Origin of the sequence: Paenibacillus sp. MER 180 (genome assembly GCF_023713665.1) — a bacterium.
Lineage (GTDB): Bacteria > Bacillota > Bacilli > Paenibacillales > Paenibacillaceae > Paenibacillus_B > Paenibacillus_B suaedae.
In genome coordinates this window covers 1-16,962 of sequence record NZ_JAMAVT010000006.1, presented here as the reverse complement: position 1 = coordinate 16,962, position 16,962 = coordinate 1, and the positions used below count along the sequence as shown (strand labels likewise).

Annotated in this window: 16 protein-coding genes, 1 pseudogene and 1 other annotated feature; of the genes and pseudogenes, 8 read left to right on the top strand and 9 right to left on the bottom strand. The window is 43.5% G+C overall.

From position 1 onward, the window contains the following. Positions 1-87: 87 nt before the first annotated feature. Positions 88-3,525, bottom strand: coding sequence for a methionine synthase (gene metH, locus M3661_RS11485; protein WP_251484982.1), 3,438 nt, complete (start codon positions 3,523-3,525; stop codon positions 88-90). Positions 3,526-3,690: 165 nt separating this feature from the next. On the opposite strand from metH, the gene M3661_RS11480 reads away from it, so the two are divergent. Further along, positions 3,691-4,233: a 1,2-dihydroxy-3-keto-5-methylthiopentene dioxygenase gene (locus M3661_RS11480; protein WP_072728383.1), complete on the top strand. Its 543-nt coding sequence runs from the start codon at positions 3,691-3,693 to the stop codon at positions 4,231-4,233. Positions 4,234-4,370: 137 nt separating this feature from the next. Here M3661_RS11480 and M3661_RS11475 read toward each other — a convergent pair whose 3' ends face one another. From M3661_RS11475 to M3661_RS11455, 5 genes are all read right to left on the bottom strand, one after another. Then, a complete protein-coding gene (locus tag M3661_RS11475; protein ID WP_251484979.1) occupies positions 4,371-4,817 on the bottom strand; it encodes a FixH family protein in 447 nt (148 codons plus the stop codon). Positions 4,818-5,103: 286 nt separating this feature from the next. After that, positions 5,104-5,910, bottom strand: a complete 807-nt coding sequence (locus M3661_RS11470) for an HAD family hydrolase (RefSeq protein WP_065291696.1) — start codon at positions 5,908-5,910, stop codon at positions 5,104-5,106. Positions 5,911-5,966: 56 nt separating this feature from the next. Beyond that, on the bottom strand, positions 5,967-6,497 hold the full coding sequence (locus M3661_RS11465; RefSeq protein WP_021253915.1) for a hypothetical protein: 531 nt from the start codon (positions 6,495-6,497) through the stop codon (positions 5,967-5,969). A gap of 64 nt (positions 6,498-6,561) precedes the next feature. Then, entirely contained in the window at positions 6,562-6,777 is a 216-nt protein-coding gene (locus M3661_RS11460) for a DUF896 domain-containing protein (RefSeq protein WP_251484975.1), read from the bottom strand. A 179-nt stretch (positions 6,778-6,956) separates the two neighbouring features. Further along, the gene (locus tag M3661_RS11455; RefSeq protein WP_065291697.1) at positions 6,957-7,319 is read right to left on the bottom strand and encodes a LysM peptidoglycan-binding domain-containing protein; all 363 of its coding nucleotides are present in this window, start codon (positions 7,317-7,319) and stop codon (positions 6,957-6,959) included. 276 nt (positions 7,320-7,595) lie between these two features. Between M3661_RS11455 and lexA the strand changes: the two genes are divergently transcribed. Further along, positions 7,596-8,225, top strand: coding sequence for a transcriptional repressor LexA (gene lexA, locus M3661_RS11450; protein ID WP_021253918.1), 630 nt, complete (start codon positions 7,596-7,598; stop codon positions 8,223-8,225). Between the two features lie 504 nt (positions 8,226-8,729). Further along, positions 8,730-9,548: a DUF817 domain-containing protein gene (locus M3661_RS11445; RefSeq protein WP_251484972.1), complete on the top strand. Its 819-nt coding sequence runs from the start codon at positions 8,730-8,732 to the stop codon at positions 9,546-9,548. Positions 9,549-9,607: 59 nt separating this feature from the next. Here M3661_RS11445 and M3661_RS11440 read toward each other — a convergent pair whose 3' ends face one another. From M3661_RS11440 to M3661_RS11430, 3 genes are all read right to left on the bottom strand, one after another. Then, positions 9,608-10,240, bottom strand: a complete 633-nt coding sequence (locus M3661_RS11440) for a LysE family translocator (protein WP_251484970.1) — start codon at positions 10,238-10,240, stop codon at positions 9,608-9,610. Between the two features lie 548 nt (positions 10,241-10,788). Then, positions 10,789-11,775 (bottom strand): tryptophan--tRNA ligase, encoded by a 987-nt coding sequence (gene trpS / locus M3661_RS11435; RefSeq protein ID WP_251484963.1) that lies wholly within the window; start codon positions 11,773-11,775, stop codon positions 10,789-10,791. A 105-nt stretch (positions 11,776-11,880) separates the two neighbouring features. Further along, positions 11,881-12,135: a binding site (T-box leader), on the bottom strand. Between the two features lie 305 nt (positions 12,136-12,440). After that, positions 12,441-12,554 (bottom strand): hypothetical protein, encoded by a 114-nt coding sequence (locus tag M3661_RS11430; protein ID WP_028533055.1) that lies wholly within the window; start codon positions 12,552-12,554, stop codon positions 12,441-12,443. Positions 12,555-13,266: 712 nt separating this feature from the next. On the opposite strand from M3661_RS11430, the gene M3661_RS11425 reads away from it, so the two are divergent. The 5 genes and pseudogenes from M3661_RS11425 (at position 13,267) to M3661_RS11405 (ending at position 16,545) form a co-directional block, all read left to right on the top strand. Continuing rightward, entirely contained in the window at positions 13,267-14,088 is an 822-nt protein-coding gene (locus M3661_RS11425; protein ID WP_251484953.1) for a thiamine pyrophosphate-binding protein, read from the top strand. Next, the gene (locus M3661_RS11420; protein WP_251485656.1) at positions 13,991-14,857 is read left to right on the top strand and encodes a thiamine pyrophosphate-binding protein; all 867 of its coding nucleotides are present in this window, start codon (positions 13,991-13,993) and stop codon (positions 14,855-14,857) included. The genes M3661_RS11425 and M3661_RS11420 overlap by 98 nt, the downstream gene beginning before the upstream one ends. A gap of 14 nt (positions 14,858-14,871) precedes the next feature. Next, positions 14,872-15,764 (top strand): annotated as a pseudogene (locus M3661_RS11415) (SDR family oxidoreductase). A gap of 155 nt (positions 15,765-15,919) precedes the next feature. Beyond that, positions 15,920-16,063 (top strand): transposase, encoded by a 144-nt coding sequence (locus M3661_RS11410; RefSeq protein ID WP_251484949.1) that lies wholly within the window; start codon positions 15,920-15,922, stop codon positions 16,061-16,063. A gap of 197 nt (positions 16,064-16,260) precedes the next feature. Further along, on the top strand, positions 16,261-16,545 hold the full coding sequence (locus M3661_RS11405; protein ID WP_065294305.1) for an IS3 family transposase: 285 nt from the start codon (positions 16,261-16,263) through the stop codon (positions 16,543-16,545). The last annotated feature ends 417 nt before the right edge of the window (positions 16,546-16,962 follow it).

Genomic DNA, 16,962 nt, shown 5'->3' with positions numbered 1-16,962 from the left:
TGTATCTGTAGATAAGAGGGTGTCCCTGATATAGACAACTTACCATTTCCGTTGATAAATCGAAAATGAATTAGAATTATGCCCTATTTATGCTTTATCCACGTTAAAGTATTGCGCTTGCGGATGAGCGAAGACCATCGCGGATACAGATGCCTCTGGCTCCATCATAAATCCTTCTGTTAAGTGGATCCCGATATCCTCAGGCTGCATGAGCTTGAATAATGGTTCTTGATCCTCAAGATTTGGACAAGCTGGATAGCCAAATGAGACTCGAATGCCTTGGTATCTAGCACCAAATCTCTCCTTCATCGTCATCGTTTCTGGATCAGGATAGCCCCATACTTCGCGCATCATATGGTGAATTCGTTCTGCCAGTCCTTCTGCAAGCTCCAACGCTACAGATTGAAGCGCATGAGAACGCAAGTATTCCCCCTTCTCCTTCCATTGATCGGCCTTGCCGCGAACATCGTCCCCAGCAGTTACAACCAAGAAGCCTACATAATCCATTACTCCGCTTTCTTTCGTACGGAGGAAGTCTGCAAGACACAAGTAAGGTTCAACCTGCTGACGCGGGAAGGTAAAGGTATGCAGTACTTCCTGAACGTTGTCCGGATTGTATATATGAATAGAATCCCCTTCCGATTGAGCCGGGAAGAAACGATACATCGCGTTCGCTTTTAGCACACCTGCTTGTGATTCTTCCACTAAAATCTGATCAACGGTTTCCTTCAAATCAACAGTCTTTGGATCCCGATTCTTCAGAAGCTGTTCCACAGATCCCTTCAATCCTAAATGATGGCCAAGCAGCATCTGGAAGTTCAAATAAGGGATGACTTGAGGAATTGGAATATCTCGAAGAACGTGACGTTCCAAATCCGGAGGAATGTATACCTCTGCTTCTCTTATGTCCGAGCGTACCGCACGTGTAAGCTCTGGCAATTTCGATTGATTTTCCGCTTCACGAGCTAGACGCTCCTTATGAGCGCGGAGTTCTTCCACTAGATTTTGGCGTTCTGAAGAATCCATAATTTTATTGGCAAGATCAAGACCATCCATGGCATCCTTCGCATATAAAACTAATCCATCGTATTCGGGACTAATCCGATTCTTGGTAAACTTCCGCGTCAATGCCGCTCCGCCAACAAGAATCGGCACATCGATTCCAGCTGTCCGCAAGTCTTGTGCGGTTATAACCATCTGCTGTGCAGACTTCACAAGCAAGCCCGACAGACCAATTGCATCTGGCTTCTCCTTGCGATAGGCTTCGATCAATTGATCTGGCGGAACCTTGATACCAAGGTTGACGATTTCATATCCATTATTCGATAAGATGATTTCAACTAGATTTTTGCCGATATCATGCACATCGCCCTTGACCGTTGCGAGTAGAATTTTCCCTTTAACAGCAGACTCGTTCTTCTCCATATGGGGTTCCAAGAAGCTTACCGAAGCCTTCATGACTTCTGCACTTTGGAGCACTTCCGCAACGATGAGCTCATTGTTATTGAACAGTCTTCCGACCTCTCCCATCCCTTCCATTAACGGACCATTAATGACCTCAAGCGGCGAGTACTTCTGAAGCGCCTCCGTTAAGTCAGGAACAAGACCTTCCTTCGTGCCTTCTACTACATATGAAGCTAACCGCTCTTCAAGCGGCAGGTTGCTAGTCTTTTCTTTCTTCTCGACTTTACGGTTGCGGAACGCAGCTACGAATGCAGCCAGTGTATCATCGTTTGTGTCGTACAATAAATCTTCCGCAAGCTTGCGTTCATGTTCTGGGATGGATGCATAGCGTTCCAACTTCTCCGTATTGACGATCGCGTAATCCAATCCAGCCTTCGTGCATTCATATAGAAAGACGGAATTCAATACTTCACGCCCAGCCTCAGGCAAACCGAACGAGATATTACTGATTCCTAGAATCGTTTGAACCTTTGGAATGGTCTCCTTAATGAGGCGAATCCCTTCCACTGTTTCTTTTGCAGAACCAATATATTGTTCATCGCCCGTCCCAACTGGAAACACGAGTGGGTCGAAGATAATGTTTTCAGGCTGTATACCATAATCATTTACAAGGATGTCGAAGGATCTCTTCGCTACCTCAAGTTTATCTCCACGCGTAATCGCTTGACCACGTTCATCAATCGTACCTACAACCAAGGTTGCACCATAACGATGAACAAGCGGTACGACGTGGTCGAATTTCTCTAGTCCGTCCTCTAAGTTAACAGAGTTAATAATCGCTTTCCCTTGTGAATACTTCAACGCCAGTTCCAATACCTTGGCATCTGTCGTATCGATGACGAGCGGTGCCTTAACCTTCTTTACAACTTCCTGCAGAAATTCCTTCATATCAAGAGCTTCGTCGCGATCCGGATCCTGAACGCACACATCGATGACATGTGCTCCATTTTTCACCTGTGCACGTGCGACTTCAGCGGCTTCTTCGATTTTACCTTCAGCGATCAATCGCTTGAATTTGCGCGAGCCGAGAACATTCGTACGTTCCCCTACCATATAAGGCCGGCTCTCATCTTCCACATATACCGTCTCAATCCCGGATACAGCCGGAGGATGTTCGCCGAATGCAGTACGTGGAGCATATTCGAGCAATGTCTCTCTTAGTACGCGAATATGTTCAGGTGTTGTTCCACAGCATCCCCCTGCAATATTCAGCCAGCCCTGCTCAGCAAAGGTTGCGATTTTGCGGGCAAGCGATTCTGGTGATTCATGATAGTGACCATTCTCATCGGGAAGCCCTGCATTTGGATAGCAACTGATCGCAGAGTTCGCGATGGAAGCAAGGGTACGCAAGTGATCGCGCATGAATTCCGGCCCCGTCGCACAGTTTAATCCGATCGAGATTGGCTTTAAATGCTCTAGGGAGATGTAGAATGATTCAATATTTTGACCAGCAAGCGTTGTCCCCATCGGCTCGATCGTCCCCGATATCATGAGCGGCAGCGTGATGCCCGTAGACTCGAATGCCCGTTGAATCGCGATCGAACCCGCCTTAACGTTCAACGTATCCTGTGAAGTCTCCAATAGGAGCGCATGAACGCCTGTTTCAATAAGCGCGACTGCCTGTTCATAATAACTGTCAATTAGCTCATCAAATGTTACCCCGCCGGTAACCGATAAAGTCTTCGTCGTCGGCCCCATAGCACCGGCAACGAAACGCGGCCATTCTGGTGTGCTGTATTTTGCAGCTGCCTCGACAGCAAGCTTCGCCGCGGCAACGTTCAACTCACGTGCTTGATCAGCAATATCATAATCGGCAAGCACGATACTGGTAGCCCCGAACGTATTCGTCTCTAAAATGTCTGCGCCCGCTTCTAAATATTGTTCGTGTATTCTAGAAATGACATCTGGACGTGTCAGGACTAACATCTCATTGCACCCATCCAATTGTTCGCCTCCAAAGTCCTGTGGCGTTAAATCGGCTTGCTGGATCATCGTGCCCATTGCACCGTCTAAAATGAGAATGCGTTCTTGTAGTTGTTCCTGTATCGTTCTTGTTTTCATCGCTCTGCCCACCCTCTGTCTTAAACGTTAAACCCTAGTTTAGCAGATGTGATCCGATTAGAAAAGACTCATGAATGAGTCATCGTAAAATGTTTCTTGCCCAAACATTTCCTCTGTACTATAATTAAATAAATAAATCGCATTGGGAAACGGGGGATTTTGCAAATGGCACAGGTACGTATCCGAAACACGAACGAAATCATAATTGGCGAAGAAAATGTTCGTTCTTTCCTATCAGCGCAAGGAGTGCTGTATGAACACTGGGATCCGAACAAACTTGCCCCATCTTTGCGTGATAAGTACGTACTATCCGATGAAGAGAAGCAAGCCATTTTAGACACGTATGAAGGAGAAATCCGTGATTTGGCTGAAAGACGGGGCTATCGTACGTGGGATTTGATTTCTTTATCAGACGCTACTCCCAATATCGAAGAGCTGCTAAAGAAATTTGAACAGGTTCACACGCACACAGAAGACGAAGTAAGAGCTATTACGGCCGGAAATGGTATTTTCATAATTAAGGGAAGCGACGACATCGGTTATATGGATGTTGAATTGGAAGCTGGGGATGTAATTTCCGTCCCTGAAGAAAAGCCGCACTACTTCACTCTGATGGATAATCGTCAAATTGTTGCAGTTCGACTCTTCATTGAAACAGAAGGATGGATCGCGCATCCGTATTCGGATCCTACTTTCCAACAGGCGTAATTCCTGAATCATCGGAATCATAATCGATAAAAAACGTCCCATTACTGATATTAAGAGGGGCAGCCCCACAAGATCCCGATTTGGATCTTCTGAGGCTGCCCCTTCTTCGCATAAATTCTTGTTATGTATTTAGATTCTTATTTTACAGTAAATTGCTTCTTCGGCATCGAGTGCATGTCACGAGCAGTCACATGAGAAATGACCGTGTAGGTACCAGCCTTATCAAACGTTTTCTCAATCTGATACGTGCCATCTTTCGTGAGCTTCCCCTCAATCTTCTCGTGGTCAGCCCCATCCAGCCACAACTCGAACTCTACTTTATCTGCATCATCTACCGCTTTCTCTTCTTGTGTGACCTGTGCAGAGATGGTGACAGCTTCATTGATTTTGACTTCTTCCGGCACTTGCAAGTTTACCTTAATCATTGCTGACATCTCATTTTTGCTGTCCTGTTTATCACTGGAGCCATGACCTGCATGTCCTTCATGACCGCCACCTGCTGACGAGCTATTTCCACAACCGGCTAATAGCATTGCTCCTATTGCCATTGTTAGTACGATTAATTTACTCTTATTGTTGAACATAATCGTCGTTCACTCCTCAACTGTATCCTAGATTTATCGTATCACATTATAGACAGCATTCTCCAATTCCTCATGACTCCATTGGGCTATAATGAGCAACATTGTGTGACGATCCTATGACATTTGTCACATTCACCCTTGTAGTTTCATGTGGAGGGTAATCAAATTAAGGTACTCACACTAATCTTGCCGACACCTCGCGAAGATTACCGTATATCAAAAAGGCCTGTGATCCCACAGGCCTCTTTGTCATACACGCGGAGTAAGTAATTACATCCCCGCCGATTTATGATTCCTTCGAATTTATCTCATCAATAATTTGCTCAATTTCACGCAAGCTTGCAATCGTATATTCAGGGTGAATATTGCCAGACAATTCAACGCCTTTGCGGTTCAGCCATGCATGATGCATGCCAACATTCTGCGCGCCTAGAATATCCGTCGTTAATTTGTCGCCAATCATGATCCCTTCATGCGGTTCGATGCCGAGCAATGACATCGTGTGCTTGAACAGCTCTGGATCAGGCTTCCCTTGTGGATGATGTCCAGAGATAACGATATGATCGAAATAGGATAGAAGCTCACGCTCTCCATTCAGCTTCTCCTGCTGCAAATCAGGCGATCCGTTCGTTAACAACAATAGTGGATATTGCGCAATCAATTGTCGCAGCACCTCATAAGTCTCATCGTACACATACGAACGAGAACGACGTTCACTCATAAATCGCTCCGCCAGCTCGGCACCTAATGCATCATCAGGTTGACCAGCGGCTTGAAGACCTTGTGTCCATGCAGATTGTCGATACATCGGCGCAAGCTGTTCCAACAATCGAAATTCAGGATGTTCTCCCTCTGCGAATCTCCCCCACAGCGCTTCAAAGGGATTAATCCCAATATTCTGTGTGAAAGGATAAGTCTCATAAGAGGCAAACAATTCACGAGCAGCTTGACGAACGAATGCTTCCAATTGTTCTACATTGACCCCAGTCTTATCTTGCGCGTATTTACAAGTTGCAGCAAAAGCTTCCTCAACACAACGCTCATCCCATAACAAAGTATCATCCAGGTCGAACAGTACAGCACGAATAGCCAAGTTTCATCTCTCCCATCACAGCGACAATGATAACGAATCCTCTATATCGGATTTCTCTATTTTTTCGAGTCTTTCTTCGATGTATCTTCGAATTCAATCTTATGTTGATTTGCGAAGGAACGAAGACGTTCCCCCATTGCATTCGTATCATAACGATTCAGCACTCGCGAGAAAATCCAATTCGCACCTTTCCCCGTGTGTTCAATAACAACATAACCAGGTTGGATCGCAATTTTCTTCATATCCTTTGCAGACAGAGTACGGAGACGATTCCAGCGAATCGTAGATACCTCACCTGCTCCAACACGAAGAAATGGTCTTCTCAGAAATAATATAATCCCCAATCCGACGTAACACACGATTGTGATCCAATATAGAGTTGGATATTGATTGTCCGTAATGATACCGCCCAACAATCCATACATAATGGCGAAGGCGATTAAAGCGATTGGCATAATGAAGCTGCGTCCTTTAAACTCTTCGTGCGCAGGCTTGCCAGCAGCGAACGTCGGTTTGCCTTGCTTCATTCGCTGTTTGTTTAACTTTTCACTATTTTGACGGACTTTACGTTCCCAACTGCGAGACATGAATTCGCAACCCCCTGTATAGTAAACGAATAATGTGAATCCATCGTTATCGATGAAGGTTCATTTAATGAACGATCCCGTTCGATCCAGAGTTATCTGTTCCTTCTTCATCTTCTACATAGCGAATAGTGTCTAATTGATTGCGTACCTGCTTGCGGAATAGAACCAAATATTCCTCGCGCAGTTTCGCGCGTTCTTCCATTTCCTCATCGTTCAGCCCCACTGTCTTATGTTTGCGGGCCAATTCATTAATTCGTGCAATAAGCTTGTCGATATTCATCAGGTACCTCCATGTGTGTAAGCATATGTTCTACTTTGACATGGAGGTAACAGCTTGTCAAGCAAGCAGCAAGAAAGCTTTTATATCGCAAAAAAGAGGCCTCTTCGGGCCTCCAACCGTCTGCTCTTATGTATAGGAATGCAAAGCTTCTCAACCGTAAATTCGACAATGACCCCGACTCATCGGATCGGAACGAGCAATACTTCTCCTGCCGGTAAGATATCACCTTTCAATTGATTCATCTCAACGATTTCATATATAAACTGACGCGTATCCGTATGTTCTGGTTTATAAGAGGATGCAATCCCCCAGAGTGTATCTCCAGGCTGAACAAGTACGCGCTCCACAGCAGCTCCATTTACAATTTCCGTTTGGCTTTCATCCATGCCAAGCGCTTGAACAATGCTTCCACAAGTAATGAACAACAATACAATCAGGCTCATGATGAATCGAACACGTAAAGGAAACAAACGCTTCTTCTGAATAGGTTGTGAAGCTGTTGTCGACACCTTATAGATTGAACGATATGTTGTATACATCATAAATGACTCATCTCCCAAACACTTGTTCTGTTATCTTGTATAATTTAATCTAACACGAACACACGTTTGAGTCAATATTTTTTTAGAACGTTCGTTCCCCTCTTTATATTATCGAAAAATAAGCATTTAACCTCATTTAACTTTCTCTTGTTTCTCTCTCGTAATTTACGAACTTCTCACAATCTTTTTCTGCAGAATCTTTAGAACTTATGTTTGTACGAACGGAGGTTCTGTGGTATAATTTTGTCAAAAGAGTATTCATTGGAGTTGATACCCTTGTCTAAAATATCAAGTCGTCAACAAGCTATCCTTGATTTTATACGTGATGAAGTTCGAGCTAAAGGTTATCCGCCTTCTGTTCGTGAAATAGGCGAAGCCGTTGGTCTAGCATCCAGTTCCACTGTTCACGGTCATCTTGATCGACTCGAGAAGAAGGGATTCATTCGACGTGACCCTACGAAGCCTCGTGCTATTGAACTGCTTAGCCATGATCAATCTGAACGTTCAACAGACTTCTCTCGCTCCTTCGCACGCGTGCCGGTCGTTGGGAAAGTAACTGCAGGCGAGCCAATTACCGCAACAGAGAATATTGAAGATTACTTCCCTCTTCCTATGCATATGGTGGGAGATGACGAGAATGTATTCATGTTGTCGGTCATGGGTAATAGCATGATTGAGGCTGGTATACATAATGGCGACTTTGTCATCGTGCGTCAGCAGCAGACTGCGAACAACGGTGATATCGTGGTAGCCATGACTGAAGAAGATGAAGCAACGGTTAAGACTTTCTATCGTGAGAAGGATCATATCCGCTTGCAGCCTGAGAATCCAACCTATGAACCGATTCGCTTACAGCATGTAACGATTCTGGGCAAAGTTATTGGTTTGTTCCGTGATTTTCATTAAGACATTACATTGATGCCTCGTTCTCTTCTTTTCATGAAGGGAGCGGGGCATTTTGCTTTCTCATTATTTCATATCATTTACTGAACAGTACCTGAACAATCTCATCTAGAAAAGAAGCAGTACCTTTCTTTTGCAGGAGTGGCCTTATGAACAAGACCGGGCATAACGATAACCCAATACGGAACACTTCTGTTTGCATCCATATTTGGCCTATTAAGTTGGAAGTTAAAATTAACGCTCTTTTCTATTCATAAAATTCGACTTCCTCTCCTTATCCTCATCGAAACAACTTCACCACCACTGTTCACTCTTATGAACCCTGTTTTCGAGAGATTTATACCACATCGAATATATACACACATCAACTTTAGCAATAAATATTTATTGTATAACAATAATTTTTTATTGACTAAAAGCATGTATTTGAATAGGATAATACCTAATGATACACCTCGTATAGCTGTTCAAAATTCATTTCTCACGAACACAAGGTAGGAGATAACTATGAATAACTTTTTCAAACTAAAATCATTCCTCAATTTTGGCTGGCAGCAGGCAATGTCCTGCTTGTTCCCCGCTTATATTTTCGCGATGTTGGCACTCACGAAGGTCATTGACATTCCATTCATGCATCGCTATGATTTCCTATTGCTTGTTTGTATCTTGGCGCAGTTTCTAATGATCCGGTTTGGGATAGAAACAATGGATGAATGTAAAGTAATCTGTATGTTCCATTTCATCGGTCTTGCACTTGAAATATTTAAAATCCACATGGGATCATGGGGCTATCCGGAAGACGGTTGGTCTAAAATACTGGGTGTTCCTCTATATAGCGGATTTATGTACGCAAGTGTGGCAAGTTACTTATGTCAAGCGTGGCGACGACTGCAGGTCAAGGTAAATCGATACCCTTCTGCTTGGTTAACGATTCCGCTAGGTGCGGCGATTTACTTCAACTTCATGACTCATCACTTCATTTACGATTTGCGTTGGGTTTTGATGATTTTGCTATTCGTCATCTTCTTTAGAACCTACGTGGAATATACCGTATTAGGCGTGACACGAAGAATGCCGATTGTTCTGTCGTTCGTCTTAATCGGATTTTTTATATGGGTGGCTGAAAACATCGGGACTTTCTTGGGCGCATGGTATTATCCACATCAGACGAACGGCTGGAATCTCGTAAAGTGGGGAAAATTCAGCTCATGGTTTTTGCTTGTCATCGTTTCCTTCATGATCGTCGCCCATCTGAAGCATGTAAAAGGAGGACACTTCAAGAGAAATAGTCATACTCACTTCAATGAGTCGACATTTCAGAAGTAAAACACAACCTTTTAAATACAAAAGCAAAAAACCTAGAACCCTAACAGCTCTAGGTTTTGTTACAGTATTCCTTGAATTGCTACTAAAAACTCATATAAGAAATACCCCGCGAACCCAAATAAAATCAGTCCTGCGATAATAGACATCCGCTTAATCATAGTCCGGCTCATGGCTCTTCTCGTGACAGCCACAATGGCAAGCAACCCAACATCATGGAGGAGGATACCAGCTAATATTCCTGCACCTACGATTAGAAATTTTGCCGGTTGTGTCGTATCATACGAATCAGATAGCACCGCACCAAAAACGGAAATCCAAAACACAAGATTACCTGGCGATATAGCGACGAGCAGTCCATTTCGGTAGGAACTGAAAAATGATGCATTCGGTTTATCGCCAGCCAATGTAATGCCTTGATCCGAGTTTTTGATGGAATCATAGCCTAAATAAATTAAAAAGCATGCTCCGATAAGCCACATGGGGATTTGAATAATAGGGATGGCAAGCACGGAAGCCAAGCCCATATATAAGGCAACGATTAATAAAAAGTCAATGGTCATCCCACCTAGTCCAACAGCCCAGCCATGCATAAATCCCTTTTTCATCCCTTGCTTCGTCATTTCAACGGTCATGGCACCTACAGGCATTGCAACGGCAAGCCCCGCTAGTAAATACGTGAAGAAAAGATTCAATTTCCAACACTACTTTCTATATGTAATAGTTGCTAGTCAATATACACTATACTATATAAATACATAATATTATATATTTATGCATGACAAACTTGAAAATATTTAGGCAAGTAGACACATACTAAAAATGAACCACTATTGATAGTGTATGTAAGAGGACGTAAATACTTCATCATATTTAACTACTCAAAAGCTCTATTTGAACGCATTTCTTCATCCGATAAATTCTGAGATAAATTCGTTACAATCGTTCCTGGGTGATCAGATAATGCACGTACATTAAATTCCTCACCTCGTTTATCCAACTCAACTGCAAATAATGTTATGTATTGATTATATTCCCATTGGTGAACTAGCGTTCTATTTAAGTATACTATTTCATCCGAGTGATATAACTGAGCAAACAGCCAATTCCCCTAACATGTAGGAAATTGGCTGTTTATCTTCTATACAATATCTTAGCATGGGTTTTATATCATAAAGTTAATAACCTGGAGTAATAGTCAATTCGTAAGTGGAATAGTCTATCAAGAGAACAAACAATCAGCTTAGAAATAGTTCATACTCATTGCCTCACGTATCTCTAACATCGTTTCTTTTGCTACAAGGCGTGCTTTTTCTGTACCCGACATAAGAATTTCATCGACCTTTGTGGGATCGTTTTGATACATTCTTCTCCGTTCTCTCATTGGTTCAAGTAAATGGTTGATACTTTGCGATATCTTTCGTTTGCATTCCATACATCCAATCTGCCCCTTTTTACAACTTTCATAAATTTCATCGGAGCCTTCTTTACGAAATGCTTGATGATAAGCGTAGACTGGGCAAATTTCAGGATGTCCGATATCCGTTTTATGGATCCGCGCAGGATCAGTTGTCGCTTTCTTTAGCTTCTCACTAACCTCTTCCTGAGTGGAGTCCAAATTGATCGTGTTACCTAGACTTTTGCTCATTTTATTATTTCCATCTAATCCGACCAGTCGTGGAACATCACCTACAAGTGGTTTTGGTTCCACTAACACAGGTTTATAAAGTTGGTTAAACCGCCGGACAATTTTCCTTGTTTGTTCGATATGAGGAACTTGGTCTTCTCCTACTGGAACCAAAGTCGCCTTACAAAAGGTAATATCAGCCGCCTGGCTTATGGGGTAGCCCAGGAATCCGTAATACATATCATGGAATCCACGTTCTGTGGCTTCCGCTTTTATAGTAGGATTGTGACGTAACGAATTGACCGTAACAAACATGGAAAAATAAGTGGTTAACTCAGCAATCTCTGGGATCAAACTCTGAATAAATATTGTTGCGCTATCAGGGTTAATACCTGCTGATAAATAGTCCAATGCCACATTGCGCAAGTTTTGTTTAATTGATTCGGGTTTTTCAAAATGAGTAGTCAGGGCTTGAACATCTGCAAGTATTAAAAAAGTTTCGTATTGGTTTTGCAACTCCACACGATTTTTTAAACTGCCAACGTAATGGCCAAGGTGCAGTTTTCCTGTAATCCGATCGCCTGTCAAAATCCGTTCTTTCACTTATGTTCCTCCTCATAATGTTATTTCTGAAATGCAATCTTGTGATCCACCAACCATCATCCATGGCCATCACCCCTTTCAAGTAATATAAAAAAACCTCGCCCAATAAAGGACGAGGTTTTCGTCGTACCACCTTTTTAATCGCTATTAGCGATTCACTCTTAAGTACGGCAAGATGGTTTAACCATCAATACGATACTCCTCTCATGATAACGGAGAGAGAAACCCGGCAACGCCTACTCAATTCAGCGGAGCGATTCAGAAGCCCATTCGGCATCAGGTGAGGATCGGTTCACAGCATCCACCGACTCTCTGAACCTCATTATCTGATACGTACTTGCTCTTCATCAACATCGTTGATCCGTTCATGTATAATTGAAAGTATTATAATGGATAACAATCAGTAAATCAAATTAAATTGCATCTTTCGCAGCTCGTTGCGAATCATTTGATTGAATCGATCCAAATACTGTTGTATTTACGAAGGACCCCGCTATGGATGAATTTTGGGGATAATGGAAAATTACATCTAGGAAAAAGAAATAAGAGCCGGGGGGATGCCCATACGGCTCTTATTTGCTTACCAGTGTGCCGGCACAACACCAGTATTCCAAACAGATTTGCAGTGTACAGATACAGAGCTATGAAATCAATCTACTTAGATGCTAAAAAATAAAAGAACGGGAAATGATAACCAACAAAATGAACAAGACCAAGATTACACCAATCGAAGTGAAACCTCCAAATCCACATGAGAAACCTCCAACAACTTCACCCATATGCGTTAACCTCCTCTCGTTTGGCACATTTACATCGTATAAATGTTACCTTCATTCTGACTCGGCTATTTCCTATACTGAATTAATTAGGCGGTGTTGCCCCTTCAAAGGGTAGAATTCCACGACTCCGTCCATTGAATCGGCTCTTATTCGAACTGGCCTTAATGCCCCCTCGACAACAGGATATTCAACTTATCAATGCTGAAGATGCGTCATTAGTAAATTTGATCCTCGTGAAATGCCTATGGGGGGAATTGTGTGAGCTCAGATCCTTTTATCAAATTAACAAAAGCTGCCACAGAGTACAATGACCAACAAAATAAACAGAACCAATATTATGGCTGTAGAAGTAAAGCGATGATGATGACCAATTTCACTCATTTGAGATGCCCTCCTCTCGCTAGATACAATACATATAGTATTAAGGTAGTTATGTGCGTGTCTCGGCTATACCCTATTCATTGTAAAAAATACTAAGATCCACAGACTTCCTTTCCCACAGTGCTTTATTAAGCCTGTTTCATATTCCGCTATAAACCATGCTCATTGTTTTTGGATAGACACCGTATTCAACTCCCCATTCCAAGCTATCATCAGATAGCCTGCAGCTTCTATGCACCGACACATAGGTAAAACGGCCTAACAAGTGCGCTTAAACAGCTCATTCTCTACTTCAACATCTGCTACCTCATTGCCTCAAAAGGTTGCGGATGTGATTATCGAGCTGCTAAAATTGTGGGGCGTTAAGCGGATTTACGGGGTGATCGGGGATGCCATTTTCGGCTTGATGGAGGGTCTCTCTCGCCAGAATGATTTGGAGTGGGTAGGCGTAAAACATGACTCTGTCGCTGCCATGATGGCGTCTGCCGAAGCCAAATTAACCGGTCGAATCGGAGTATGCGCCGCGCAAATGGGACCTGGTTTGACTAATTTAATGACTGGCCTAGGAGATGCATACTTAGATCGCGTTCCAGTCTTGGCCATATCAGGTCAAGCGCCTACCCCCAAGATCGGAACAGCGTATAAGCAGTATATTGATCAGCAGGGACTAGTTCAGGCGATTACCGGGTTCAGCCGAATTGTCGTTCATCCTAATGCAGTCGTTGACACCTTAACACAGGCCATGTTTACGGCAATGGAACAGGCAATTCCCGTTCATCTTTCCATCCCTTCCGATCTATGGACTCTTCCCTGCGGGGCAAAACCGCGTGAACCGATTCAAATAGCAAATCAAATAGCTGGACATAGCCAACTCCAACAAGCGGCGAATCTTATACTTAAGGCGAAACGCCCCTTGATCCTTGCTGGCAATCGAGCAAATCATGCCTGTGATGCGATCCGGAAACTGGCTGATCGCTGGGGATGCGGAATTGTTATGAGTTATGGAGCAAAGGGGATAATTGCGGGTTCTCACCCTTACCTGCTCGGCGGTTTGGGTGAAGGCGGGAATCCTTTTTGCAAGCGACGTATGCAAACAAGCGGATGTCGTCCTTGCCATCGGTACCTCTTGGTGGCCGGAATATCATGTCCCTGAACATGCGCAAGTGATCCATATCGAAGAACGGATATCAGCTATCGGCGAGGTCATTCCATCACAAGTTGGGATCGTCGGTAATATCGCAGAGATAATCCAAGCACTTATAGAAGGCATGACAGACTACCGTTTAAATCCCCATTGGTTGCAACTCGTGAACCAATGTAAACAAGTCTGGAATGAACAAAATAAACTAGAACGCGCCATCTCATCGTCACCACTTCATCCCGCATTGATCGTCAGCGTCGTTGAACAACACATTGACAAGGACGCCATTATTGCGCTGGATGAAGGAGATGTTACCTTATGGTTTCTAAGAAACTTCAGGGGAACCGCCCATCATTTGGTGTTGTCGGAGCGTTGGAGAACGATGGGGTTTGGATTGCCGGCCGCAATGGCAGCAAAATGTTCATTTCCGAACAGGCAAGTCGTTTGTGTTACAGGGGACGGCGGATTAGGAATGGTACAGGCGGATTTGATTACAGCCGCACGTTACGGACTTCCCATAACAGTCATCGTTTTCAATAATGGAACCCTGCAAATGGAACAAGACAAAATGATGATGAAACATCTCCGTCCGTTTGGGACGGACATCTCGAACCCGAATTTCGTCCAAATTGCAGAAGCTTCTGGATGGGTAGCTAAACGAGCAAAAACGAATGATGAGCTTCGCATCGCCTTAGATGAAGCGAAATCAACCTCCAAACCTTACCTCATCGATGTCCCGACGGCAAAAATAACGCATCCGGATTTTCAATTCCAAAAATAAAGGAGCATGATTATATGACATCGGCAAACGAAAAACATCCTACCTCCGTAACCATGCCCAAACCTCCTTATCCACTTCAGCACCAAGATGAGCAGCCCGGTATTGAGTCTCTGATGAACCCGCGTCCCATTTATGACGATCCGAACTACAAACCGAGTGGCAAACTAAAAAATAAAGTGGCCATCATTACCGGAGGAGACAGCGGCCAAGGACGAGCCATAGCCGTGGCCTTCGCCAAAGAAGGCGCAGATGTCGTCATTGTTTATCTCAACGAACATACAGATGCTAAAGAAACCAAACAGGTTGTCGAGCAAAAAAGGGGGTAAATGTCTGTGTATTGCCGGGGATCTTGGCCAAGAAGATTTTTGCAAACAAATCGCGGAACAAACTGTCACACAATTCGGCAAACTGGATATTCTCGTGAATAACGCGGCTGAGCAGCATGTTCAGAACAGTTTAGAAAGTATTATATCCGAACAGATGGAAAGAACGTTTCGAACCAATTTTTTCGGTATTTTTTTTAACGAAGGCCGCCCTTCCCCATATGAAAAAGGGAAGCAGCGTTATCAATGCCGCCTCCCTCACTGCCTATGAGGGGAATGAACAGCTCATCGATTATTCAGCTACCAAGGGCGCCATCGTTGCTTTTACCCGGTCGCTCTCGAAATCGTTGCACAGGAGAGGCATACGAGTAAACGGCGTTGTCCCTGGGAGCATATGGACGCCTCTTATACCCGCATCCTTTCCTGCCGCTCAAGTAGCAAAATGGGGAGAAAAAAATCCGATGGGACGTGCAGGCCAACCTTGCGAGATCGCTCCCGCGTATGTATTTCTAGCATCGGAAGACGCATCGTATATTTCCGGACAATTCATTCATGCTACAGGCGGTGTTATTGTGAACAGCTGAGGAGATCCAGCTTCGTGTAGATTCGAAAATCGGAACCTTTCCCTTTCTTTTATCGTCCTCGCCGCTGGATTTGGTAATATCCCCTCATGGTAGACAACGAAAAACAGACATCTGGTAAAATGGACTTAGACATTGCAAACCTGAGGGGATTTTTTATGGGGGAAACGGGTCGTACGAATAACAATTATACCAAGGAATTAAAAATGGAGGCTGTACGGCTGGTATCTGAGGAGGACATATCATGCCGCGAGGCGGCTAAGCAACTCGGTATTCGGAATATGACACAAGTAATTGTATAGGTAAATCTACATAAGTCAGGCCAACACTTTAATCAAGAAACTCCCCGTAAAGGTCGGCCAAAGTCCAAGTTCAAAAGTATAGTAGAAGAAATAGCGTATTTTAAGGCGGAAATTGAGTACTTAAAAAAGCGGTATCCAAATCTACACGGGGAGTGACGAGTAAAGCTAATCGGTTTGGAATCATCGAGGAGATGAGTGTGAGATTTCCACTGGGTTGGTTCGTACAATTGGCTGAAGTATCACTTGCAGTCTATTATAAGTGGTGTAAGAAGATTTCAGAACCAAATCTTCGCAGGTTGCAAGAGCAGTTAATAGAAGAACGTATAATGGCCATATACCGACTACATGTGTACTTTGGCTATCTGCGTATAACCGTTGCTTTGAAACGCGAAGGGATTCATGTCAACCATAAGCGTGTTTATCGGATTATGAAGAAAACTTGGTATTCGTTCTGTCATTCGAAAGAAACGTCGTTATTCTAGCAAGCATGAATCTGTTGTTCATCCGAATCGACTTGAACTATATTCGGATAGGTGTTCGCTTTGTTTATCTATCCGCGATTCAGGATCTTTTCAATAACGAGATTATGGCGTGGCAATTATCTGATCGAAATGACCTCGTACTCGTTACAAAGACTTTAGACATCCTTAGCGAGAAGACAGATCTCAACGGTGTGACTTATCTTATCCGGCTTTGACTTGCATTCTGACGATATCCACTGTGCTCGACAGAATGGTAGTCCGCTGTTTTCTTGAGCTGGCGAACTGTAAAATAGATCGGCTACACTTAGTTGGACAGAAAAATTAAGGGCTAGTAGAATTAACACATCATAACAAGGAGCGGATCTACTATGCCAAGAATAAGACGAACATTTACAGATGATTTCAAGAAACAGATGG